This is a genomic window from Acinetobacter nosocomialis NIPH 2119 (genome assembly GCF_000368085.1).
Lineage (GTDB): Bacteria > Pseudomonadota > Gammaproteobacteria > Pseudomonadales > Moraxellaceae > Acinetobacter > Acinetobacter nosocomialis.
The window spans coordinates 905,259-930,337 of record NZ_KB849239.1; the positions used below are offsets into that span (position 1 = coordinate 905,259).

Annotated in this window: 20 protein-coding genes; 12 read left to right on the top strand and 8 right to left on the bottom strand. The window is 38.6% G+C overall.

What is annotated here, in order from left to right:
• Positions 1-9: 9 nt before the first annotated feature.
• On the bottom strand, positions 10-318 hold the full coding sequence (locus F984_RS08345; protein ID WP_002050689.1) for a Rieske (2Fe-2S) protein: 309 nt from the start codon (positions 316-318) through the stop codon (positions 10-12).
• A gap of 16 nt (positions 319-334) precedes the next feature.
• Positions 335-1,339 carry an adenosine kinase gene (locus F984_RS08350; RefSeq protein ID WP_004708489.1) on the bottom strand — a complete coding sequence of 335 codons (1,005 nt, stop codon included), beginning with the start codon at positions 1,337-1,339 and terminating at the stop codon, positions 335-337.
• 237 nt (positions 1,340-1,576) lie between these two features.
• On the opposite strand from F984_RS08350, the gene F984_RS08355 reads away from it, so the two are divergent.
• From F984_RS08355 to F984_RS08365, 3 genes are all read left to right on the top strand, one after another.
• Positions 1,577-3,682 carry a TonB-dependent receptor gene (locus F984_RS08355; protein ID WP_004708490.1) on the top strand — a complete coding sequence of 702 codons (2,106 nt, stop codon included), beginning with the start codon at positions 1,577-1,579 and terminating at the stop codon, positions 3,680-3,682.
• Between the two features lie 250 nt (positions 3,683-3,932).
• On the top strand, positions 3,933-6,872 hold the full coding sequence (locus F984_RS08360; RefSeq protein ID WP_004708492.1) for an insulinase family protein: 2,940 nt from the start codon (positions 3,933-3,935) through the stop codon (positions 6,870-6,872).
• Between the two features lie 20 nt (positions 6,873-6,892).
• Positions 6,893-8,044, top strand: coding sequence for a phospholipase A (locus F984_RS08365; protein WP_002050661.1), 1,152 nt, complete (start codon positions 6,893-6,895; stop codon positions 8,042-8,044).
• A 42-nt stretch (positions 8,045-8,086) separates the two neighbouring features.
• Here the strand turns inward: F984_RS08365 and F984_RS08370 are convergent, their stop codons facing one another.
• From F984_RS08370 to ilvA, 3 genes are all read right to left on the bottom strand, one after another.
• Positions 8,087-9,424 carry a TrkH family potassium uptake protein gene (locus tag F984_RS08370; protein WP_004708493.1) on the bottom strand — a complete coding sequence of 446 codons (1,338 nt, stop codon included), beginning with the start codon at positions 9,422-9,424 and terminating at the stop codon, positions 8,087-8,089.
• Between the two features lie 16 nt (positions 9,425-9,440).
• Complete coding sequence (locus F984_RS08375) at positions 9,441-10,091, bottom strand: potassium channel family protein (protein WP_002050624.1); 651 nt, start codon at positions 10,089-10,091, stop codon at positions 9,441-9,443.
• 142 nt (positions 10,092-10,233) lie between these two features.
• Complete coding sequence (gene ilvA / locus F984_RS08380) at positions 10,234-11,781, bottom strand: threonine ammonia-lyase, biosynthetic (protein WP_170318178.1); 1,548 nt, start codon at positions 11,779-11,781, stop codon at positions 10,234-10,236.
• A gap of 101 nt (positions 11,782-11,882) precedes the next feature.
• On the opposite strand from ilvA, the gene rpiA reads away from it, so the two are divergent.
• Both rpiA and F984_RS08390 read left to right on the top strand, forming a co-directional pair.
• Entirely contained in the window at positions 11,883-12,554 is a 672-nt protein-coding gene (gene rpiA, locus F984_RS08385; RefSeq protein WP_004708496.1) for a ribose-5-phosphate isomerase RpiA, read from the top strand.
• Positions 12,554-13,234, top strand: coding sequence for a YgjP family zinc-dependent metalloprotease (locus tag F984_RS08390; protein ID WP_002050669.1), 681 nt, complete (start codon positions 12,554-12,556; stop codon positions 13,232-13,234). The genes rpiA and F984_RS08390 overlap by 1 nt, the downstream gene beginning before the upstream one ends.
• Here the strand turns inward: F984_RS08390 and F984_RS08395 are convergent.
• On the bottom strand, positions 13,231-14,751 hold the full coding sequence (locus F984_RS08395) for a hypothetical protein (RefSeq protein WP_004708498.1): 1,521 nt from the start codon (positions 14,749-14,751) through the stop codon (positions 13,231-13,233). The genes F984_RS08390 and F984_RS08395 overlap by 4 nt on opposite strands.
• Positions 14,752-14,934: 183 nt before the next feature.
• Between F984_RS08395 and argC the strand changes: the two genes are divergently transcribed.
• The 6 genes from argC to F984_RS08425 all read left to right on the top strand — a co-directional run bounded on the left by argC (position 14,935) and on the right by F984_RS08425 (position 21,379).
• A complete protein-coding gene (argC, locus tag F984_RS08400; protein WP_016805333.1) occupies positions 14,935-15,990 on the top strand; it encodes an N-acetyl-gamma-glutamyl-phosphate reductase in 1,056 nt (351 codons plus the stop codon).
• Between the two features lie 75 nt (positions 15,991-16,065).
• Positions 16,066-16,824, top strand: a complete 759-nt coding sequence (locus F984_RS08405) for a DUF6776 family protein (RefSeq protein WP_079377015.1) — start codon at positions 16,066-16,068, stop codon at positions 16,822-16,824.
• A 9-nt stretch (positions 16,825-16,833) separates the two neighbouring features.
• The gene (gene clpS, locus F984_RS08410; protein WP_001260033.1) at positions 16,834-17,247 is read left to right on the top strand and encodes an ATP-dependent Clp protease adapter ClpS; all 414 of its coding nucleotides are present in this window, start codon (positions 16,834-16,836) and stop codon (positions 17,245-17,247) included.
• A gap of 9 nt (positions 17,248-17,256) precedes the next feature.
• Positions 17,257-19,533 (top strand): ATP-dependent Clp protease ATP-binding subunit ClpA, encoded by a 2,277-nt coding sequence (clpA, locus tag F984_RS08415; protein WP_002050677.1) that lies wholly within the window; start codon positions 17,257-17,259, stop codon positions 19,531-19,533.
• 3 nt (positions 19,534-19,536) lie between these two features.
• Positions 19,537-19,899 (top strand): YnfA family protein, encoded by a 363-nt coding sequence (locus F984_RS08420; protein ID WP_004708502.1) that lies wholly within the window; start codon positions 19,537-19,539, stop codon positions 19,897-19,899.
• A gap of 424 nt (positions 19,900-20,323) precedes the next feature.
• The gene (locus F984_RS08425; protein ID WP_004708503.1) at positions 20,324-21,379 is read left to right on the top strand and encodes a 3-deoxy-7-phosphoheptulonate synthase; all 1,056 of its coding nucleotides are present in this window, start codon (positions 20,324-20,326) and stop codon (positions 21,377-21,379) included.
• 46 nt (positions 21,380-21,425) lie between these two features.
• Here F984_RS08425 and F984_RS08430 read toward each other — a convergent pair whose 3' ends face one another.
• Positions 21,426-22,343 carry an alpha/beta fold hydrolase gene (locus tag F984_RS08430; RefSeq protein ID WP_004708507.1) on the bottom strand — a complete coding sequence of 306 codons (918 nt, stop codon included), beginning with the start codon at positions 22,341-22,343 and terminating at the stop codon, positions 21,426-21,428.
• 2 nt (positions 22,344-22,345) lie between these two features.
• The gene (locus F984_RS08435; RefSeq protein WP_002050679.1) at positions 22,346-22,906 is read right to left on the bottom strand and encodes a PadR family transcriptional regulator; all 561 of its coding nucleotides are present in this window, start codon (positions 22,904-22,906) and stop codon (positions 22,346-22,348) included.
• 135 nt (positions 22,907-23,041) lie between these two features.
• On the opposite strand from F984_RS08435, the gene F984_RS08440 reads away from it, so the two are divergent.
• Positions 23,042-25,066, top strand: coding sequence for an NADPH-dependent 2,4-dienoyl-CoA reductase (locus F984_RS08440; protein WP_004708510.1), 2,025 nt, complete (start codon positions 23,042-23,044; stop codon positions 25,064-25,066).
• The last annotated feature ends 13 nt before the right edge of the window (positions 25,067-25,079 follow it).

The following is a 25,079-nucleotide window of genomic DNA, read 5'->3' on the forward strand; positions in this document are numbered from 1 at the left end:
TTGATGATCTCAGTCTACGATATAAATACCGCCATCTGAATGTACTTTAATCTCAACTTTATTTAAAAAATCACCTAAACAAGGACCTGAAATACATTCGCCAGTTTCCACGTTAAATAAAGCACCGTGAGTAGAGCATTGAATATATTCTTTGTCTTGGTCTAGAAATTGATTTTCTAAATACTCAAGTTCGGTTTGCAAATGCGGGCATAAATTCTGATAGGCATAGAATGAGCCATCACGCTGTGTAATGAAAATAGTCGTTCCTTGTAAAGTGTCAAAAGCTCTAGCTTCACGCTCAGGAACTTCTTCCGTCATACAGATCCTTTCCATTTCAAGCACATTCCTTCTGAAAATTTTCGAGAAGTTTAGCATAGTCATTAATGGCTAAACGAGGACCAAATTGAGACACAACTTCACTAGAAATTAAGATGGCTAACTGCGCCGCAGCAGTTAAATCTTCATGATGATTTAATGCATAGAGGAAGGCACCAGCAAAAGCATCACCAGCACCATTCGTATCTACAGCTTCTACGTGACGGCCAGGTACATGAAAATGTTGGGTTGAATTTGCAACTAAAGCACCTTTGGCACTTTGTGTAATCACAACAGTATGGTTTTTAAAACGCAATTGAGTGAGTGCATCCTCAATAGTAGAAGTATTGGTATACATTAAAGCTTCTTGTTCATTACAGAACAATAAATCTACACCATCATCCATAAGCTCTTCTAAGCCTTCACGTGCGTATTGAACCATTGCAGGGTCTGATAAAGATAATGCAATTTTAACGCCGTGAGCTTTAGCTATTTCTCGAGCTTGTTTTACTGCTTTACGTGCCGTTTCACTCGTAGAAAGGTAGCCTTCAATATAAAGCCATTTTGCTGTTTTTAATGGCTCAAAATCGATTTGGTCTTGAGAGAGTTCAGCTGTAATACCTAAATAGGTATGCATGGTACGCTCAGAATCTGGACTAATAAGTACCATACAGGTGCCTGTTACACCTTCACTGATTGACTTTGGCGTAGTCTGAATGCCTGCATCATTTAGACCTTGCAGATAAATTGAACCCAAATCATCGTTGCCAACGCGGCAACCATAAAAAGCAGTTCCACCTAATGCACTAAAAGCTACAGTTGTATTTGCAGCAGAACCACCACTTGCTTGGCCTTTGTAGTCTTGAGTTTGCTTTAATTTTTCATAAAGGGCAGATTGTGTTTCACCGTCAGACAACTGCATGGTGCCTTTTTGTAAGCCTTGCTGACTAAGAAAATCATCAGACACTTTAAATTCTTGGTCGATTAATGCATTACCAATTGCAAAAAGATCTACAGTTGCCATATGTGTTGTCACAGAATAAAAAATCAGACTGATAATTTTACACCATTGCTCACATTTGCTGTAGTTTATTGAATAAAATTCAGGTAATTCAGCAGTTAGTAGAGTTTTATTGTTTGCCTAAGCAATCGAAATATTCTTTTTAATAAATATTATCAATTAATAATGATTCTTGATAATATTTACAAATGTATAGTATTTCATTGAAACTTCGCCTGAAATTATTCATAGCGAACTTACATGAAACGTTCTATTTTATTTATTTCATCAGTTGGGGTTATAACAGGCCAAGTATATGCTGCAGAGACAGACTTACAGGCTGTAACCAACCTTCCAACGATTTCAGTAAAAGCTGAGAAGGAAAACAGTTTAAAACAAGAGGTAGGACAAGCATCAAGTGCCACTAAAGGACTTATGCAATTAAAAGATGTTCCTCAAATTGTAAATGTTGTACCGAAACAAATTCTAAGAGAGCAGACAGTGACTTCTATGCAAGGTGCTTTGCAAAACGTTGCTGGTTTGAGCTTTAGTGTGGGGGATGGGCAACGTGATCAGGTCATGATTCGCGGTTTCTCTGCAATCACAGATAATTATGTAGATGGTATTCGCGATGATGCTTTGTATTTTCGTGATATGTCGAATGTTGAACGAGTTGAGGTACTAAAAGGACCTGCTTCTGTATTATATGGACGTGGTTCGGCGGGAGGTTTAGTCAATAAAATTAATAAAAAACCAATGGATCAATCCTTGCGTGAAGTGAGCCTGATTGGCAGTACTACAGGGCAACGTCGTGCAGAAGTCGATGTAAATGAAAAAGTAGCCGAGAATGTTAAAGTTCGTTTAACTGGTGCAGTTGAAGACTCAGATGGTTATCGCGATCAGGCATTTTTAAAACGACAGGCGGTGGCTCCATCTGTACAGTGGGATATTACTGATAAAACCAAACTTTTACTTCAGGCCGACTACTTGCACGATGATCGTCTAGCTGATCAAGGTTTCCCGACAGATCCAATTACAGGTAAACCAGTTAAGACAAATCCTAAAACTTTTTATGGTGCATTAAACGGTAAAGAAGTTGGGGATGTCGATACTGAAATCTCAAGCCAGACTATCAGCTTGGATCATGAGTTTAATAATCAACTCAAATATCATGGTGCAGTTCGCCACTATAACTACTCGTTAGACCGTCAATATAGTGTAGCTTCTCATCAAGATTCTAAAAAAAATAAATTGCCAGCTGATCAAATTCAATTAAGTCAAAGTAAGCGGATACGTAATGAAGATGGCGTGTATATTCAGCAAGAACTGAGTACTTTATTTAATACAGGTTTTTTAAAGCACAATACATTAATTGGTGCTGAATATAGTAAGCAGCACAAAGATGAACTTGTGTGGAGCAAAGCTCGCCAAATTATCAATATATTCAACCCTGAGCTTGAAAATTGGGCTCCATTAGATACAAGTATTGCTGCGGAAACTAATAATAGTAATACTTTTGAAACCTATGGTATCTATTTACAAAATTTAATGACAGTTACAGATCAGCTGAAAGTTTTAGTTGGTTTACGTTACGACAATCTATCACAAGATCGTAATAATAAAGTGAAGTCTCAAATATTAAATAGAACGGATAACACTTACTCTCCACGAATCGGGTTGGTTTATCAGCCATTGAGCAATCTTTCACTTTACACTTCATATAACCGTTCTTTCCAGCCTTTAGCTGATTCATTTGTTTTATATACAAATAGTGCTGATTTAAGTCCTACAAAAACTGAAAATGTTGAAGTCGGTGCAAAATGGGATGTGAATGATCAATTGAACGTGACATTGGCTTTATTTGAAATGAGCCAAACCAATATTCAAAACCAAGATCCAGCTAATCCAAATCAAGCATTATTGGCAGGCGAGCAAAAAACAAAAGGTGTTGAACTTTCATTAACAGGTCAGTTGACTGATCAGTTGTCAGTGCTAGCTGGCTATTCTTATATGGATGGTAAGATTGAAAAGTCGACTGTTGGATTTACGGGTAATCACTCAGCGCTTACGCCAAACAACACAGCTAACCTGTGGTTAAAATATCAAATTAATGATCATTGGTATGCAGCTGTAGGTGGTCGTGGTGAATCATCACGCTTTAGTGCGCCAGACAACAAAAACGTTTTACCTGGATATGCGGTTGTAAATGCAGCTTTAGGTTATCAAAGTGAACGTTATGATGTGAACTTAAACCTAAATAATTTGTTTGATCGCGATTATTTTGTTTCAGGCCATAGTGGAGCAAATGATTCAAATATGATGGGTGACCCTTTAAATGCTCAAGTCGCACTTCGCTATCGTTTTTAATTGAAAAAGTCTAAAAAGCTCATCATCTTGGTGAGCTTTTTTATTTGTCGTGTAGCATATAGATAGTATTAAAAGGTTTTGTTCTGGTAGGATACAACTAAGCTGGCTATGTGCTTGATATCAAAGCTATGCCCATGAAAACTAATACTCAACAAAAACATAGTATTTTACTTGGCTTTTGTTCGCCAATCTCAAGCCGACTCAGGCTATAATGAGACTTATTCACTTATCCGATATGTTAGGAGATCACATGACTGTAGATGTCACTGAAACCATTTCTCAAACTGTTCACCCTGCGTTTCAGTTGCTACGTCAGCACCATGTTGAAGCATTAGATATTTTAGTGTCTGAATATAAGCATAAAGTCACAGGTGCGGTGCATTATCACTTGGCAACTGATTATGATGAAAATGTATTTCTTGTTGCGTTCAGAACACAACCTATGGACTCTAAAGGAACTGCACATATTTTAGAGCATACTGCTTTATGTGGCTCTGAAAAGTTTCCTGTTCGTGATCCATTCTTCTTAATGATTCGCCGTTCATTAAATACATTTATGAACGCGTTTACAGCAGCAGATTGGACAGCCTATCCATTTGCAACTCAAAATAAGAAAGATTTCCAAAACTTACTCTCTGTTTATCTTGATGCAGCTTTCTCGGCAAATTTGAATCCTCTTGATTTTGCTCAAGAAGGAATCCGTATTGAACTTGAAAACGGTCAGCCTGTATATAAAGGCGTAGTGTTCAATGAAATGAAAGGTGCGATGAGTGCGCCGTCTGACCAGCTTTATCATCAGTTAGCTCATCATCTATTCCCTGAAACTACATATCACTACAACTCAGGTGGTGATCCAAAAGACATTCCTGACTTAACCTATGAACAGTTAGTCGAATTTTATAAAACCCATTACCATCCAAGTAATGCGGTATTTATGACTTTCGGTAACCAAACGGCGTATGAGTTACAAGAGCAATTTGAAAAACTAGCTCTACATAAATTTACTGCGGGTACAACTTTATATTCAAAACCAGAAAAACGTTTAACAGCTCCTGTTGAAGTCACTGAAACCTATGCTGTTGATGGTGATGAGTTAAAAGACAAAACTTACCATGTGTTGTCTTGGTTGTTACCACAAGCAAGTGATATCAAACTACGTCTAGGTATGCGTTTGGTCGAAGGTGTTTTACTAGAAAACTCTGCTTCACCACTACGTCATTATTTAGAAACTTGTGGTTATGCTCAGTCGACTGGTCCTTTAATGGGAGTAGACGACAGTAATTTTGAAATGACATTCTATTGCGGCGTTCAAGGTTCAAATCCAGAGCATGCACAAAGCTTTAGAGATGGTGTCTTAAATGTTTTACGTGAAGTGGCTGCAAAACCAATTGACTCATCGTTAGTTGATGCAATTTTGCATCAAATCGAATTGCATCAACGTGAAATTAATGGTGATGGCACACCATATGGCTTAAGCCTGATCTTAAATGGTTTAAGTGGTGCTATTCACCATAACGACCCGATTCAAATTTGGGATGTTGACAGTGCTATTGCTCAGGTTAAAGAAGAACTTCAAGACCCAATGTGGTTATCTAATTTAATTCAAACACATTTGTTAGATAATCCGCACCGCGTACAAATGACTTTAGTACCTGATGCAACTAAGTCAGCGAAAGAGCAAGAAGCTGAAAAAGCACGTTTAGCTGCGATTGGTGAAAAGCTCACTGAAGAAGACAAAGCAGAGATCGTTGCTAAAACCAAAGCGTTACAAGAACGTCAAGATACGCCAGATAATCTTGAGCTATTACCAAAAGTAGGCCTAGAAGACGTTCCAGCTGACTTGCATATTGTACAAGGTCAATTGCGCGAAATTATCTGTAATCGAATGGATACGCCGTTGAATTTGTATCATGCAGGAACGAATGGTATTTACTATCAACAAGTTCTCATTCAGATTCCTGATGATGTTGTTAAATCGCCATACTTTAATTTGCTCTCTATCTTAATGGGTGAAGTTGGTGCAGGTGAGTATGATTATCTTGAACTACAAAACTTACAAACAGCTGTAAGTGGTGGTTTGGGAATGGGTGCTTCGTTGCGTAGCAAAGTTGACGATAAAGACAAAATTAGCGCTTGGTTAACATTAACGACTAAATCTCTAACGCAGAAGTTTGATGCAATTCATTTATTGAAATTAGCATTTGAACAACTCCGCTTTGATGAAAAAGAGCGAATTATTGAGTTGTTGCAACAACGTAAGACACGCTGGCAGTCTCGTTTATCTGGTGCTGGTCATAGCTACGCGATGCAGATCGCTTCTCGTAATATGAGTGCATTGGCTCAACGTGACTATCAAAACACAGGTTTAGGTGCGTTGAACTGGTTAGGCGAGCTTGTTACTAACATTACTCAAGACGATGCTGCTTATGATGCCCTGATTGCTGAATTGAAGCATATCCATACCAAACTATTGCAAGCGCCTAAACAGTTCTTGCTTGTATGTGAAGAGCATCAGTCAGAGCGTTTAGTTGAAGAAATTCAAAACGTTTGGGATAAATTAAACGTTGATACAGCAGCGGCTGAGTTAACCCAAGTCGAGCAAGAAAATGATAATGAACATGAAGCTTGGTTAATTCAAACCAATGTTCAGTTCTGTGCCTCTGCATATCAAGCAGTTGAAGTGTCTCATCCGGATGCGGCACCTTTAATGGTATTGGCAGCCTACTTGCGTAATGGCTTCTTGCACAGCGCTATCCGTGAAAAAGGTGGTGCTTATGGTGGTGGTGCTAGCTATGATGGAAATGCATGTTCATTCCGTTTCTTTAGTTACCGTGATCCTCGTTTAGCTGACACGTTTAAAGACTTTGAAGCGAGTGTGCAATGGTTGTTAAATACAGAGCAACAACCTCATCAGCTTGAAGAAGCAATTCTTGGTTTGGTGGCGAGTATGGATAAACCTGGTTCACCAGCAGGTGAGGCAATTACAGCGTGTTATGCACTGTTACATGCAAGAACTCCAACTTTCCGTCGTACCTTACGTGAAAGATTATTGCATGTAACTTTAGATGATTTACAACGTGTTGCACGTCAATATTTAATTGAACAAACACCTGTAAAAGCTGTGGTTGCACCTTTTGCAAAACGTGATGAATTGCAACAACTGGGCTTTACGATTAAACAAGTTAATTAAAATAAAAATTGGAGATGAACATGGCGTTCAGACAATTTGAACGCACATCTTTACAGCTAAGTATGGGGACCCTGCTTAGCTGTTTATGTGCGTCGGTGGCATATGCTGACACCTTAGCCCCTGTAAAACCTGCGACCGTAGATGCATGTGTTGCCCTCGCTTCAAATGCTGATCGCCTAGCTTGTTATGACTCTGTATTTAAGCCCTCAGCTTTACCCGCTGTTCAAGCTGCCGCAGTACCAGAGCCTGTTAAAAAAATTGATAAACCTGCTGTTCAGCCTGAAACATTTAAAGAGAAGGTTGTAGATACGGTTAGTAATATTAAAGTAATAGGGAAGGCTCCGAAAATTGAACCTACTACTTCTTTATTAGACCAACGTTGGGAGTTATCTGAAAAAAGTAAACTTGGTGTTTGGAACATTCGTGCTTATCAGCCTGTCTATTTGCTACCTGTATTTTGGACCAGCGATAAAAATGAATTTCCAACTAGCCCAAATCCCAATAACACAGTTAAAGAAGCTCAAGATTTGAAATCTACCGAAACTAAATTTCAAATTTCTTTGAAAACTAAAGCTTGGGAAAATATTTTTGGTAACAATGGTGATTTGTGGGTAGGTTATACCCAATCTTCACGTTGGCAGACCTTTAACTCTAAAGAATCTCGGCCTTTCCGTGAAACAAACTATGAGCCTGAAGCTAGCTTAATGTTTAGAACAAACTATGAGTTACTCGGTTTAGATGGTCGCTTGCTTGGTGTCACTTTAAATCACCAATCGAATGGTCGTTCAGATCCGTTATCTCGTAGTTGGAACCGTGTTATCTTTAATGTCGGCTTAGAGCGTGGCAATTTTGCTGTAATGCTTCGTCCTTGGATACGTATTAATGAAGCTGCCAAAGATGATAACAACCCCGATATTGAGGATTATATTGGACGAGGCGATTTGACCGCTTTTTATAAGTGGAAAGATAACGACTTCTCCCTAATGTTACGTCACTCTTTAAAAGGTGGAGATGACTCTCATGGAGCTGTTCAGTTTGACTGGGCATTCCCAATTAGTGGTAAGTTACGTGGTCACTTCCAGCTATTTAATGGATATGGTGAAAGCTTAATTGACTATAACCACCGTGCAACTTATGCAGGTTTGGGTGTTTCACTCATGAACTGGTACTAAGTTCGAACCCATAAAAATGCCGCTTTAACAGCGGCTTTTTTATTAACCAATTTGAATGTTGGCTTGAGGATGCTTGAGACGACTCTTTTTAGGAGTAGCAATTAAATACGCCAGTGTTAAAGGTCCAAGTCTCCCAGCAAACATAAGTAAACTTAATATAAACAGGCTATCGTTATGTAAATCTGGCGTGATACCACGAGAAAGGCCTACCGTACAGGCGGCTGAAACGACTTCAAATAGTAAGTTCATAAAGTCGGCTTTTGGTTCTAAAAGCAAAAGTATAAAGAACCCAATAAATATAAGAATGCTGGTAATCGCAGTAACAGCCAAGGCCTTATAAGTAGTTTCGTGAGAAACAGAATGATTAAAAACCCTGATTTCATCAGTACGTCTTAAAAAGGACAGGACACTTAAAACCAATATGACAAAAGTACCTACTTTTATACCGCCAGCAGTACTTAATGAACCACCGCCAATAAACATAAGTAGCATCATAAGCAAAGAACTACTATTAGTCATTGCACCTGTGTCAATGGTGTTAAACCCTGAAGATCTTGGAACAGTCGCTTGGAACCAAGCATGTAAAGCTTGATCACCTACGCTTAGCATTCCTAGCGTATGAGGATTTTGTGCTTCCATTGCCCAAATTAAAATAAAGGCCACTAAATTAATAATGGCAATAGTCGTTAAGATCAGTTTGCTATTTGGGCTAAGTTTTTTCCATTTTTTATTTTGTTTAATATCCATGAGAACTAAAAAGCCAAGTCCACCTATTGTATAAAGCAAACTTACCGTAAGGCAGATCACGTAGTTGTTTTGAAAACCTATTAAACTATTATTAAATAATGAAAAACCGGCATTATTAAACGAAGAGATACTATAAAAAATTGCATAATACAAACCACGAGCGAAGCCAAAAGCGGGTGTAAATGCACAGGTGAGAATGACTATGCCGATCAGTTCAAATAGGAGAGTATAAGTCACTACTCCTTTCGCTACGAAGGTCACTTTTGATAGGCTCGTTTGACCTAGGCTGTCCTGAGCCATCATTTGCTGCTTAAGGCCAATTTTAGGCGAAAGGCTTAGTGCGGCCAAAATAGCAAAAGTCATGAAGCCTAAACCACCTGACTGAATCAACAATAAAATAATGACTTGCCCAAAGAGTGTAAAAGATTCATGAATATTTAGAACGGATAAACCTGTAATCGTGACTGCCGAAGTTGCTGTAAATAGTGCATCCATCCAGCTGACATGTCCGTTATTGGCAATGGGAAGTTTAAGTAATAATGTGCCAAAGACAATAAAGCCTAGAAAACCCAGCGCTAAAAGAGAAGGTGGGCTTAGGTTTAATGTCTTATGTGGTTTAGGCTTAAGAGACATATTTTTAGGTTCGTTCTTATAGGAAACAATTAGAGAGCTTTTTAAGTTGCTGTAAATGACCTTCTAAAATAAGAATATCATGCGTTTGTAGGGTAAAAGTCTCTTCAGTTTCAAATAAAATTTGCTGCTGTCGTTTTACAAGTAAAGTTTTAACTTGCGGTGCTTGTTGCATAATCCCATACAAATTAATGCCATTTAATTTCTCGGGAATATCGATTTTCACAATATAGTGATCATCATCTAAAGACATGTAACGACTTACCATTGGATAATTAAGTGCTTGCGCAACACGTACACCCATGTCTTCTTCAGGATGAATGATTTTATTGATATTGAGGTGAGACAAAATTGTGTGATGGGCCTTTGTCTTTGCTTTTACCCAAATTTTATCAATACCAAGATTTTTTAAGTTCAGCACACATAAAATACTGGCCTCAATATCTTCACCAATTGCAACAACAACCGCATCACAATTTTGAATGTTTAATTCATCCAGTACATGTTCATCAGTAGCATCAGCAATGACAGCATGAGTTAAAACATCGGCAAGATTTTCAACATTCTTTTTGACTGTATCAATGCCAATAACATCATGATTTAATTTTGTGAGTTCTTGAGCAACTGTTGCTCCAAAACTTCCCAAGCCGATGACCGCGAACTGTGCCATAAATAACCTTTTATACTTAATTAGGGCTTTATTTTTAATGATATTTTCTTTGAGATAAAGAGAAGCAATGTAAATATAGAAAATATTGGGCTCAAATAATAAAAAAGCCGACAAATTTGTCAGCTTTTTTATAAAACAAAGATTATTTCAAGAAACGTTTATAGCCCACATTGTCAGTAATTTCTGCGTATGGATAGCTAATTTGTTCTAGGGTTTCAATTAAACCATCTGGATTTTGTTTGGCATCTGTTGCTTGTAAGCCAACCAATACACGGCCTTCTGCAGCACCATGGTTACGGTAATGGAACAGTGTAATATTGTGGGTTGGACCTAAACGAGTTAAGAAGGTGAGTAATGCACCCGGACGTTCAGGGAATTCAACACGGAACAATCTTTCATCATCTAGATTAGCATGACCGCCAATTAAATAACGAATATGCAATTTAGCAACTTCATCATCAGATAAATCATCTACAACATAATTTTGCTGTTTAAGTTGTTCTAAAATTTCATGACGTTCAGCGTCACCACCTTTTAAGCTAATACCCACAAAAACTTGTGCTTCTTCTGTGTTATTTGCACGGTAGTTAAACTCGGTAATATTACGGCCCTGTAGAGCACGGCAGAAACCTAAGAATGCGCCTTTTTCTTCAGAAAGTGTCACTGCGTAAATTGCTTCACGTTGTTCACCGAGCTCAGTACGCTCTGCAATGTAACGTAAGCGGTCAAAGTTCATGTTGGCACCGCAAACAATCGATACCATGTTTTTACCGCTAATTTTATGCTCCGCTACATATTTTTTGATACCAGCTAGGGCCATTGCACCTGATGGTTCAACAATGCTACGGTTTTCATCAAAAGTATCTTTAATTGCGGCACAGATTTCATCTGTATTAACAGTAACAATGTCTGGATCAACAATTGGGCCAGAGTTATCTGATTTACGAAGACGAACAATATCAAATGGTAAAGCACCAATTTGTGCAACAGCAGTACCATCTGCAAATAAACCTACATGTGGCAAGATTACACGTTCATTGGCTTCAAGTGCTGCTTTTAAACATGCAGACTCTTCATATTCAACACCAATGACTTTTACATGTGGTGCAACTTCACCTAAGTAAGCTGCTACACCCGCAATTAAACCGCCACCACCTACAGCAACGAACACGTATTCCACATCGCGCCATTGGCGCAATATTTCATTTGCAATAGTACCTTGACCAGCAATAACCAATTCATCGTCATAAGGAGGAATAAAAACTAATCCTTCTGCTTCGGCACGCTGCTGAGCGTATTTATTTGCAATATCAAAGCTATCACCATGTAATACAACTTGCCCACCTAAACGCTTAACTGCCTGAACCTTAATATCAGGAGTAGTACTTGGCATAACAATAATTGCAGGAATTCCTAAACGTTGACCAGACAATGCTACGCCTTGTGCATGGTTGCCAGCAGAGGCGCAAATTACACCGCGTTCAAGCTGTTCTTTCGGTAATTGGCTAATACGGTTATAAGCACCGCGTAATTTAAAAGAAAAAACCGGTTGTAAATCTTCACGCTTAAAACGAATTGTATTATTTAATTTTTGACTAATTCGTGGAGCTGCTTCGAGAGGTGTTTCAATTGCAACATCATAAACCGTTGCTTGTAAAATTTGTCGTACCACACGAGACAGCATGTTCATCTTCCCTATAACAGTTTAAAATAGGAAATTATTGTAGCAAACCCTTGTGCATTTGCGCCGTTTATTGGCGCATAAATGTCAAAAAATAGTTGAGTGATGTAATGAGCCTATATGCAACCCAAGATGAAAAGAAACAAGCTGCTGCGAAAGCTGCTTTAAAACACTTACCCAAAGGTGGCATTTTGGGAGTAGGAACCGGTAGTACTGTAAATTTTCTAATTGACTTATTGCCTGAACTACAATTAGAAGCAGCAGTAGCAAGTTCTCAAGCAACAGCAGACCGTCTTAAAAAATTAGGTATCGAAGTGGTTGATATGAACCATGTAGGTAACCTTGATGCTTATGTTGATGGTGCAGATGAGATTGATCGTCACATGCATATGATCAAAGGCGGCGGCGCAGCATTAACTCGTGAAAAAATTGTAGCTTCAATTGCTAAAAAGTTTGTATGTATCGTTGATGATTCAAAATGGGTTGATCAACTTGGTCGTGATTTCCCATTACCAGTAGAAGTTATCCCAATGGCGCGCTCTGCTGTAGCTCGTAAATTGGTTAGCTTAGGTGGTGATCCGGTTTATCGTGAAGGTGTGGTAACTGATAACGGAAACGTTATTTTAGATGTATTTAATTTGAACATCTTAAATGCAATTGATTTGGAAAAGACAATCAACAATATTCCGGGTGTTGTGACTAACGGTATTTTTGCGTTAAATCCAGCAACGATTGCAATTGTTGCAACAAATAATGGTATTGAAGAGCGTACTGCACAGTAATGTCTGTGGAAATGCCAGAAATTAAAATTGTTCGTCACGTAAGGGCAAGAAAATTGCGCTTACGTGTTGAGCCTGCGTCTATACGACTTACTGTCCCGCTATTTTGTAGTAAGAAACAAATTCAGCAGTTTTTGGCTCAGTCTGAACAATGGTTGATCGAGACATGGAATAAACAGCACCACGCTCAATCTACCTCGTTTGCGATTCCTTCAGAAATTTCTTTTTTTAATAGAGAGCAGCCTTTTCAAATTGTTGTACAGAAGCAACATCGCATTTTTCAATTTGATTGGGAAAATAATCGTTTATTTATTAAAGACCAGCAAACCTATCAAGCTTTACAAAGCGCCGTTATTGCTTATGCCAAACAAGAGTTACCAGCACTTTTGTCAGAGCTTAGCCAAAAAACTCGGTTGAGTTATGCAGAGTGTGCTATCCGACGTCCTAAAACTCGTTGGGGCAGTTGCAGTAGTCAACATAATATTATGCTGCATGCAGGTCTGGTTCTTATGCCTGCTCAAATTACTCGTTATGTTTGCATTCATGAATTAGCTCACACCAAACACTTCGACCATAGTCCTGCATTTTGGGCCGAAGTTGCAAAGTTCGACCCAAACTATATGCAGCATCGCAGACAATTAAAAGGTAACCCATTGCCTGCGTGGTGGTATGTGACAGCTTAGCTAAAGCTACATTCTAATTGTGTTGTTTGTAAGACATCTGGTGCCTTACGGCTATCAAGACCAGCTTGAGCACTGACAATCTTATTCGCTTTAATATGTAGCTGTATAAAATTATATTGCTGTGTTGAATTGTTAGGTTCGGATGAACTTGAGTTAAGTAAGTAGCTATAACTTGCAGCGTCAGTTTGCAGTAAATTATCTGTACTATCTGCGCTTAAGGCTGAGCGATAACTTAGTGAACCTTGAATTAACTCAATTTGGCCATTAGCACGGAAATTAAGTTGGCAACCCGATGCGCTGTTTTCATAGTGACCAACTAAATAGTCCGTAGCAGGCAGTTTAGGGTCAGATATATTGATGCTAGTTAAGCCTTGTTTACATGGATAAGCCGAACCATTACAACTTGTGGTAATACCACTAAATCCTACGGCACGTCGGTAGTCACCAGCACCATCTATACGGAAAAAGTCAGTTGTATTTCCAGAGGGCACAACTCCAGAATAGAGTTTTTTCTGCAAAAGAACATATCCTGTTTGATCTAAACTGGACTGACTTTGTGCATCTGCTAGTTGCAATGTGGCAGCTTTTAAATTGGTAGCAAAATAATCGCGAGTCGCTTTTTGATTGGCTGCTATGTCCAAAAGCGTATTTTTTACAGGGTCAATATTATCTGGCGATGGACTAAAAATAGGTGTCATGGTTGTATTGTCACCATTAAGCTTTTTGCCGTCTAAATATCCATCTTTTAAATCGGTGGCAAGACTATTTGTAAGTTCTTGATATGCATTGGTACTACCATGAATCGTATTCCAATATTGTAAATATCCAAAACTCAGATAGCTATCTACATAAGTACTAGGCTGTTTAGTTGAATACTGTAATAAATTTAGTACAGTCAGCGGGCTAGCTGGGCTTAAGCTTGGAATGGCAGCATCTTTAAACGCACTAATAAGAGCGGTGTAAACATCTTGAGAAGCCAAATCAACATGTGATTGTTCAATACGGGTCGGGTCTATCGTTTCTTGTGGAAGTTGGCCTGAACGAATTACGGCACGCTGATAAATCGCCTCTGAACTTGGGCTAATCGGCTGCGTTTTATTGCTTATTGAACTTGGAGTAATAAAAGCGTGATAGACGCCAGAAATGTTCTCATATTTAGAATTAATTGGATCAAATACCTGAGATGAGGCTTGAGTTGTGACTTCTACTCGATAAAGCCGATTCAACTTGGTACTTGGAAGTTTAATATTATAATTTGTTAAACTGGCAACTTGGGTATCAATCAAAATACTATTGTCGGTATTGTCATAGACTTTGAGTTGCACATTGCGCATTTCGACAGGGGTTTTAAGTGTAAAATCTGTCGTGACTTCAGGAGTTGGCACAGTTGGTGTCGGAGTGCTAGATGAACCTCCACTACTACTGCCACCACCACATCCAACAAGGGCTGCGCTTAAAATTAAAGTACTAAGGCCGAGATAAGTGCACAACTTTGTTTGTTTTGATTGATTAAGCATGCTAGCTCTCCACAAATGAATCTGGTATTTATTTACTGATATTTGTTTGGTTCTGACAGACCAGCAAGTGCTATGTAATTAACGCTAAAAAATAAAAAAATTAAAATTACCAAGCATGAAATGGTTTTGTAAGCCTGGACATCCTGTCATACTACCGCAAGTATAGATTCAATATTTGAGGTAATGCACGTGATTTCTGTCGGAATTGTTGGTGGAACTGGTTATACAGGCGTTGAACTATTACGTATTTTATTACGACATCCAAAAGCGCAGGTTCGAGTTCTTACTTCACGTACAGAAGCAGGCAAACCAGTTGCTGATATGTTCCCAAACTTACGTGGACATACAGATCTTCAATTTTCAGATTTAAATATTGATGCATTAAAAGAATGTGATGTTGTATTTTTTGCAACTCCACATGGTGTTGCAATGCAGCACGCAAAAGATTTGATCGAAGCTGGAACTAAAGTTATTGATTTGGCAGCAGACTTTCGTTTACAAAATCTTGAACAGTTTGAAAAATGGTATGGTATGGAACATGCGTGCCCAGACGTGCTAAAAGATTCTGTTTATGGTTTAACCGAGTTAAATCGTGAAAAAATTAAGCAAGCTCAAGTCATTGGTAATCCGGGTTGTTACCCAACTACTGTTCAACTGGGCTTGGCTCCACTTTTAAAATCAGCACAAGCATTAATTGAAACAAAGAATATTATTATTGATGCAAAATCTGGTGTTTCTGGTGCTGGTCGTAAAGCAAGTTTGGGCATGATTTACAGTGAAAATGCGGATAACTTTAAAGCTTATGGTGTTGCGGGACATCGCCATCATCCTGAGATTGTAGAAGCTTTGGAAAATATTGCAGGCGAAAAAGATGTTTTTGAAGGTCTTTTGTTTGTTCCACACTTAGTACCGATGATTCGCGGTATGTTGAGTACAATTTATGTGGACTTGACAGAGGCAGGGAAACAAACAGATATACAAGCTTTGTATGAAAACTTCTATGCAAATGAAAAATTTGTAGATGTCATGCCTGCCAATAGTTCACCTGAAACACGTAGTGTACGTGGGGCAAATGAATTACGCATTGCTTTGTATAAACCACAACCAAATAAACTCATTATTTTGGCCGCTCAAGATAACCTTGTAAAAGGAGCATCTGGACAAGCTGTACAAAATATGAACCTTATGTTTGGCTTTAATGAAGATGAAGGCTTACAAGGGATTGGTTTATTACCATAAAAAACTCTTTTTTGCTTCACACACATTTAAATTTCGATTTAAATGTGTGTCTTGACTCTGATCTTAAACACTGAGATGACGATGCAAAACTCGGAACAGACGACTTCTGTAGAAAGTTCGTTGCAAAAGAAAAAATTTTTAAACACCAATAAGCCTTTGTTTATTGGTGCTGCTATTTTAATGAGTGGTTGTTTTGCGCTCGGCTATACAATTGGGCACCGTCAAGGTTTAACTGTTGTAGGTTACGATGCAGATGCAGAGCAATTGGTTGAAGTAGTGCAAAAACAAAAAACAGCGTTAGATGCAGTTAACAAAAGCCTGAATGCTGCTGTGCAAGAGCGTGATGTTGCTGTTACAAATGCAAATGACTTGTTTACAGCACTTAATCAAGCCAATGCTGATAAAACGCAACAAGAAGGTATGAGTAATATCTACCGTGAAATTTTAAGACAACGTGGTGGATTAAGCTTAACCATTCAGGATTTGGCAATTAAACCGTTACCAGAAAACGCTTATGAATATCAGCTTGATTTGGTGCAGGTGAGTCCAAATAAACGCCGTGCTTCAGGTTCAGTTGAAATAAGACTGATTAAAGATACTGAAGTCTTGGTTGTGCCACTTGAAGATAAGAACTTTAACTTCACTGATTTTGAGCGTTTGACTGGCCGATGGACAATGCCTAAGGGCTTCACACCTCAGTATATTGAAGTACGTTTAATAGGTGGTTCTGAAACACCAGTGATTAAACGTTTTAGTTGGCAGCGCGGTAAACCTGTCGAAACACCTTCTGCTTTTGTTGCAGAAATTCCTCAAGCTGAAGCAAATTCACAATAGTAACATCATATGCGAACAAATAAGCGTCAAACAAATTTAAAAGATATTAAGGCTTCTTTTCAGCAGTCTGGCTATGTCGATTGGCACTTCAATCCACGCTTAAGTGATTCGCAAAACGAAGATCATGACGGAGAGGTTGTTGTTCAAACAGCACCTCCCGAACTCAAGCGTCCTCCTTTATATGCGGTAGTATTATTGAACGACGATTACACGCCAATGGACTTTGTAATTGAAATTTTACAACAATACTTTGCAATGAATCTTGACCAAGCAACTCAAGTAATGCTAACAGTACACTATGAAGGTAAAGGTACTGCCGGGGTATATCCAAGAGACATCGCGGAAACCAAGGCAAACCTTGTTAATAATTACGCTCGATCGCAAGGTCATCCATTACTTTGCCAGATTGAGCCTAAAGCATAAGGGGGTCACATGCTCAGTCGTCAATTAGAAGTATCATTACGTTTGGCTGTTAGCATGGCTCGTCAAAAGAGACATGAGTTTCTTACAGTTGAACACTTACTATTAGCCTTACTCGATAACGATTCGGCTGTGAATGCATTAAAAGCATGCGGCGCTGATATTGTTTCTTTACGTAAAGAATTAGAAGAATATGTAGAACAACATACTCCTAAGCTTGGCGAAAATAGCGAGCAAGCTCCACATCCAACAGAAAGTTTTGACCGCATTTTGCAACGTGCAATTTTCCATGTACAATCAAGTGGTGGTGATCGTACTGTTGAAGGTGCGGATGTTTTGGTCGCAATGTACTCAGAGCGTGATTCTTTTGCTGTTTATTTACTTAAACGTCATCAAATTAATCGACTTACTTTGACTCAATATTTGTCTCATGGGACACGTAAAGACGAAGTGCAGGTTGAAGAAGAAGTTGAAGACATTGAGGGTGAAAGCAACTCAGGCAATGCTGGGCCATTAGAACTTTATACGCTTAATTTAAATGTTGAAGCGCAAAAGGGTAAAACTGACCCACTCATTGGTCGTGAAAAAGAAATTGAGCGTACAGCACAAATTCTTTGCCGCCGACGCAAAAACAACCCATTACTAGTCGGTGATCCAGGGGTAGGTAAAACTTCAATTGCAGAAGGCCTTGCATGGCTCATTGTAAATGGTAAAGCACCAAAACCACTTAGCAACGCAGAGATTTATAGCCTAGATATAGGCGCATTGGTTGCTGGTACAAAATACCGTGGTGACTTTGAAAAACGTTTAAAACAACTGTTAAATGCTTTGAAGAAAAATCCAAATGCGATTTTATTCATTGATGAAATTCATATGATCATTGGTGCAGGCTCAAGTATGGGCAGCACAATGGATGCATCGAATCTTATTAAACCAGCATTGGCAAATGGTACTTTACGTTGTATCGGTTCAACGACTTTCCAAGAATATCGTCAGGTATTTGAAAAGGATCATGCGTTATCTCGTCGTTTCCAAAAAATTGACGTAAATGAACCAAGCATTTCTGAAACTATTGATATTTTACGTGGCTTGAAAACGAAGTTTGAGGATTTCCACCACGTACAGTATGACGACAAAGCTTTAGTTTCTGCGGTTGAGCTTTCTGCGAAATTTATTAATGATCGTTTCTTGCCGGATAAAGCGATTGATGTCATTGATGAAGCAGGTGCACAACGCCGCTTAAAAGCAGAAAGTGAAGACAGCTTAATTACTGTAGAAAATATCGAAGACATCGTTTCTAAAATTGCGCGTATTCCGCCTAAGACAGTGTCTAAAGATGATAAATCAGTACTTGAAAATCTTGAGCGTGACCTAAAACGTGTTGTATTTGGTCAAGATGAGGCAATTACTGCATTGGCTTCTGCAATCAAGTTATCACGTGCTGGTTTGAAATCACCAGACAAGCCTGTTGGTAGCTTCGTCTTTGCTGGTCCAACGGGTGTTGGTAAAACGGAAGTCACTAAGCAATTAGCAAAACTTTTAGGTGTAGAGCTTGTCCGTTTCGATATGTCTGAATATATGGAACGTCATGCTGTTTCACGCTTAATTGGTGCTCCTCCAGGCTATGTTGGTTATGACCAAGGTGGTTTGCTCACAGATGCGATTCATAAAAATCCGCATTGTGTTTTATTGCTCGATGAAATTGAGAAAGCACATCCAGATGTGTTTAACCTGTTGTTGCAAATCATGGACCATGGTGCGTTAACTGACAATAATGGTCGTAAGTCAGACTTCAGAAATGTCATTATTGTATTGACGACAAACATTGGTGCAGAAAGCATTTCTCGTGCAAGCATTGGATTTACTGAGCAAGACCATAGCTCGGATAACCAAGAAGCTATGAAGCGTGCATTCTCTCCAGAGTTCCGTAACCGTCTAGACAGTGTTATTCAGTTTAAAGCTTTACCAACCACAGTGATTGAATCTGTAGTTGATAAATTCTTAACAGAATTACAAGCACAGTTAGATGAAAAACGTGTAGTTCTAGATGTAGATCAAAGTGCGCGTGACTGGTTAGCAACCAATGGTTATGACCGTTTAATGGGTGCTCGCCCAATGCAACGTCTCATTCAAGAACACTTGAAGAAACCATTAGCTGAAATGATTCTGTTTGGTGAACTTGCAGATCATGGTGGTAATGTGGCGGTATCAGTGAAGAAAGAAGATGGCAAGGCAGTTGGTCTAAAACTTGAAGTTTTTGAAGATCACCATACGGCAGAACCAGCTTAATTTATGTTAATTGATAGTCTTTCTATAACCCGAATACTTAGTGTGTTCGGGTTATTTATTATTACTGCGATCGCTGAGATTTTAGGCTGTTACTTTCCTTATCTTATTTTAAAAGAAGGGAAGTCTGCTTGGTTGTGGATCCCTACAGCCTTAAGCTTAGCGATCTTTGTTTGGTTACTTACATTACATCCAGCTGCTTCTGGGCGCATTTATGCGGCTTATGGCGGTATTTATATTTTTACTGCACTCATGTGGCTTCGTTTTGTCGATCAGGTCGCTTTAACGAGATGGGATGTTTTAGGTGGTTTTATAGTGCTTTGTGGTGCAAGTTTGATTATTTTGCAGCCGCAAGGATTAATTCGCTAATAATGAAGTGAGCAATTAAATTTTAACTAAAAAATAAGAAATTTTTTCGCAAAAAATACTTGTCAAATTCATCAACAATGCGTATTTTAGATTTAAGGAACATTTTTTAATATTTGAGATAAAGATGTTAAATCAATCTGTGAATTCTAACGCTTACTTTTATTTCTGGCAATTTAGATAGTTGCCTGAGCGTATTCGGGCATGAAAGTTGCCCATCACAGTTAATACCTGATCGGCAACCCCGATCAGGTTTTTTTATGCTTTATCTTTTTCAAATCGAGGAACTCAAAATGAACAACATGACTTATTCATACTTTAGCAACTTTTATTGGTTTTACTTTTGCCTACCTTTGCCAACGAATAGATCCAAAACGCTCAAATAAATGATCGGACTGATTCGGTTTCAGTCCAAAGGAAAAGACCAATGAATGCTTTAAATACTTTACTAACTCAAAGTAATACAAAAGAAACACCAGTTAGTTTACCTCTTCAGTTAAAAGCTAAATATCCGCTTGTGCAGACCTTCGCACGTCAAATTGCAGAACACCGTCAAATTATTCAAAATATTCTTGCTGGTAAAGATCAGCGTTTAAAGGTTATTACAGGACCATGTTCAATTCATGACCCAGTTGCGGTTCTTGAATACGCAGAAAAACTGCAAAAATTACAAGAAAAAGTTAAAGATCAAATATTCATTGTGATGCGTGCTTATATTGAAAAGCCGCGTACAACTGTAGGTTGGAAGGGGTACATGTATGACCCAAACCTTGATGGTTCATCTAATCTACAATTAGGTTTAGAAAAATCACGCGAGCTTTATTTGCAAATTATTGAAAAGGGTTTGCCGATTGCGAGCGAAATTTTAAGTCCAATGGCAACTGGTTATTTTGATGATTTGTTGGCTTGGGGCGCAATTGGTGCACGTACCAGCGAGTCTCAAATTCACCGTGAAATCTCAAGTCATATGCCATACAGTATTGGTTTCAAAAATGGTACAGATGGTTCGATTCAAATTGCTTTAGATGCTATTCAGTCGGCACAAAATGAGCATCAATTTCTAGGAATGAATCAGCAAGGTTTACCTTCTGTTATTCAGAGTGCCGGCAACCCATTACCACACTTAATTTTGCGTGGAGCGAATCATGGCCCTAATTATGATTTAGCTTCAATTCAGGCAATACGTGAAAAACATAAGCAAAATCTTCCTCCTTTAGTCATTGACTGTAGTCATGGCAATAGTGGTAAAGACCCTTTACGTCAGCCAGAGGTTTTGCAGCAAATCGTTGCTGAACGCTTAAAAACTCAGGTAAAGGGTGTCATGATTGAAAGTCATTTAGTTGATGGTAATCAGAAAATTTCGTGTGAAATGACTTATGGTCAGTCTGTGACAGATGGTTGTTTAGGATGGGATAAAACTGAACAACTTTTGTTAAATGTTGCTGAACAGTTAAAAGTAAATGAGTTAGCTCATTCAGCTTAATGATTTATGGTTTAAAAAAGGGATCTGTTTTTGCAGATCTCTTTTTTTATGAAGCATGTTTGAGTTCGGATAAGAATGTAGTGATTTCATGACCGAATTTTTTCGGTTCGGTTAATAATGGCGTGTGGCCAGAACGCTCGAAATAAATTGTTTTTGCATGTTCGACACTATGTGCAATCAGTGTCTGACCAGTTTCTGGATAGAGTGTTGAATTACGGCCAATAAAGAAAGTTGTTGGGCACTGTAATTGTTGCAATGCCTCACGATAGTCTTCATTGTGAAAAAGATAATTTTCGACGTACCAAAATAAGTAGTCTAAGCGTTGAATCGGTAATAAGTATTTCTGTAAAAATGGCTGTTTTAACGCAGTTTTAAAAACGAATGGACTAAAAGGATTGCTACTTTGCAATTCAATAAAATCTACCCACAAACGTACCAATTTTTGACGGTCTGGAAGTGATAACTCATAAAGATATTTAGCATTTTTATGTTTTGATAATAATTGATAAATATCATTGAGTAATTGTTTAAATTGGGCATGTAATGGTCCGAATAAACCATATTGCCATGTCGCATCTACAGATATTTTAGGCGTTTGATCAATATGTAAATAAGCTTTTAACTGCTGAGCAAGATGAGCATGCTTCATACCATGCATTGCAGTGGTAGCACCCATTGAATAGCCCATTAAAATAAAGTTATCAAGTTTTAGTTGTTCAATTAAATGAGCAACATCTTGCCAGTGGCTTGATATGGCATCTTGCTCGGGAATAGCACAGTTTTTTGAACCGCCAAAACCACGCCAGTCAGGAATAATGAACTCATATTCTTTACGATTTGCGTAGATAAACGGTAGCCATTGCCAACTTTGCATACCTAGACCGGATAATACTAATACTGGTTCACCACGACCAACACGGCGTACAAATAATTTTTCCTGATCGGGCATGGTGTAATAAGGCATGGTTATTCTCCAGATGCGTTATCTTGAGCAAAAAGTTTTAATTGTGGGATGACCTGTTCTAACCATTTGATCCACTCAGTTTCCATAGTGATACCGAGTTCCAAGATCATTTTGTGGATATATAACACTCGATTATTCAAGTCATCACTATCTTTAAAATCTTTATCGTAAATATTTTGGTAAAGCTTAAGCTTTTCTTGGTGTAAGCCAAGATGTCGTAACAGTTCGGGTAATATTTGATTATTGCCCAATTGTGCCTCGGCACGCAATCTTACCATTAAGTCATCTCTAAGCTGAGCGGGTTCACTTTGCTGTGTCATCCATGAAGCAAGTTCTATACGCCCAAGTTGTTCGACTTGATAAGTTTTTTTTCGGCCGCTATCCATCTCATTTTCTAAAGTAGAAACCCAGCCTTTTTTTAGCATGTTATTGAGTTCACGATAAATTTGCTGATGTGTGGCATTCCAGAAAAAGCCCATAGAGCGGTCAAAACGGCGAGCGAGTTCAAAGCCAGTGCTTGGACGTTCTAGTAAGCTGGTTAGTAAAACATGGGGAAGTGACATGGCAATCCGTTTGTAAGCAAAAGTAAAGTGTGACTCATAAGATTATGCAACATGTTGCATAAAAGTCAAAATTTGATTATAAATTTGTGCAACAAGTTGCATTAAGCAAGCAGATTAGCAAGCCAAGGAGTTGTTATGTCGTTATATCCACATTTATTAAAACCATTAGATTTAGGTTTTACGACATTAAAAAATCGCGTATTGATGGGGTCTATGCACGTTGGTCTAGAAGAAGCGCCAGGTGGTTATGAGCGCATGGCGGCTTTTTATGCGGAACGTGCTAAAGGAGAGGTTGGTCTTATTGTTACTGGCGGTATTGCACCTAATCAGGCAGGTTTAACCTTTGCTCATGCTTCTAAGCTAGATAGCACAGAAGAAGCCGAAAAACATAAAGTCATTACCGAAGCTGTACATGCTGCTGGCGGAAAGATTGCTTTACAGATATTACATACGGGTCGATATTCTTATCAGCCAGAGATTGTTGCACCTTCGGCAATTCAAGCACCGATTAATCCAATTAAACCTAAAGCAATGACTTCTGCAGAGGTTCAACAAACGATTGATGATTTTGCAAACTGTGCGAAGCTTGCTCAATACGCTGGATATGACGGCGTTGAGATTATGGGTTCTGAAGGTTATTTAATTAATGAGTTTATAGCAGCAAGAACAAACCATCGTGATGATGAATGGGGTGGTAGCTATGAAAACCGTATTCGTTTTCCTATCGAGATTGTAAAACGTACACGTGAAATAGTGGGTGAAAACTTTATTATTATTTACCGTTTATCTATGCTTGATTTAGTTGAAGGCGGATCTACTTTAGAAGAAGTGATTCAACTTGCTAAAGCGATTGAAAAAGCTGGCGCTACGATTATTAATACGGGTATTGGCTGGCATGAAGCTCGTATACCAACAATTGCCACTAAAGTTCCAAGAGCTGCATTTACTTGGGTCACTGAAAAATTAAAAGGTGAAGTTTCCGTTCCATTAATTACCTCAAACCGTATTAATACCCCAGAAATGGCTGAACATGTATTGGCATCGGGTCATGCAGATATGGTTTCAATGGCACGTCCAATGCTTGCAGATCCCGAGTTTGTTTTAAAAGCCAGTGAAGGCCGTAGTGATGAAATCAATACGTGTATTGGTTGTAACCAAGCCTGTCTCGACCATATTTTCTCTATGAAAATCGCAACATGTCTAGTTAACCCTCGTGCATGTTATGAAACTGAACTGATTTTTAAAGAAACTCAAAATCAGAAGAATATCGCTGTCATTGGTGCAGGACCAGCAGGTTTAAGTTTTGCTGTATATGCGGCAGATCGTGGACACCAAGTTAAAATCTTTGAAGCAAGTCATCAAATTGGTGGACAGTTTAATATTGCTAAAACTGTGCCTGGTAAAGAAGAGTTCTACGAAACACTACGTTATTTTAATCGTCAAATTGAATTACGCCCAAACATTGAGCTCGTATTAAATCATAAAGCAACTTATGAAGAGTTAAGCCAATCAGGCTTCGATGAAATTGTAGTTGCAACTGGTGTAACGCCTCGTCAATTGCAATTTGAAGGTATCGATCATCCAAAAGTACTGAGCTACTTACAAGTACTTAAAGAGCGTGTACCTGTAGGTCAGCGTGTTGCCATTATTGGTGCAGGAGGTATTGGTTTTGATACAGCTGAGTACCTAACCCATGAAGGTGAAAGTGGCAGTTTAAATCCTGAAAAGTTCTATGAAGAATGGGGGATTGATACTCACTATGAGCACGTTGGTGGTTTAAAGCAGCCGAAAGTTGAAGCTTCTGAACGAGAAATCTATTTGTTACAGCGTAAAGCTTCTTCAGTCGGTGCGGGACTAGGTAAAACAACAGGTTGGATTCACCGTACAGGGCTTAAGAACAGAAATGTGAAAATGTTGGCAGGTGTACAGTACGACAAAGTAGATGATCAAGGACTTCATATTACTGTTGATGGAAAACCAACAGTGCTTGAAGTTGATAACGTAGTGATTTGCGCAGGCCAAGAATCATTTACTGCAATGTATGACCAATTAAAAGCAGATGGTAAGAATGTTCATTTGATTGGTGGTGCTAAAGAAGCAGGTGAACTAGATGCTAAACGTGCTATTCGTCAAGGTGCTGAACTAGCAGCGGTTCTTTAATGATTTCAATGAG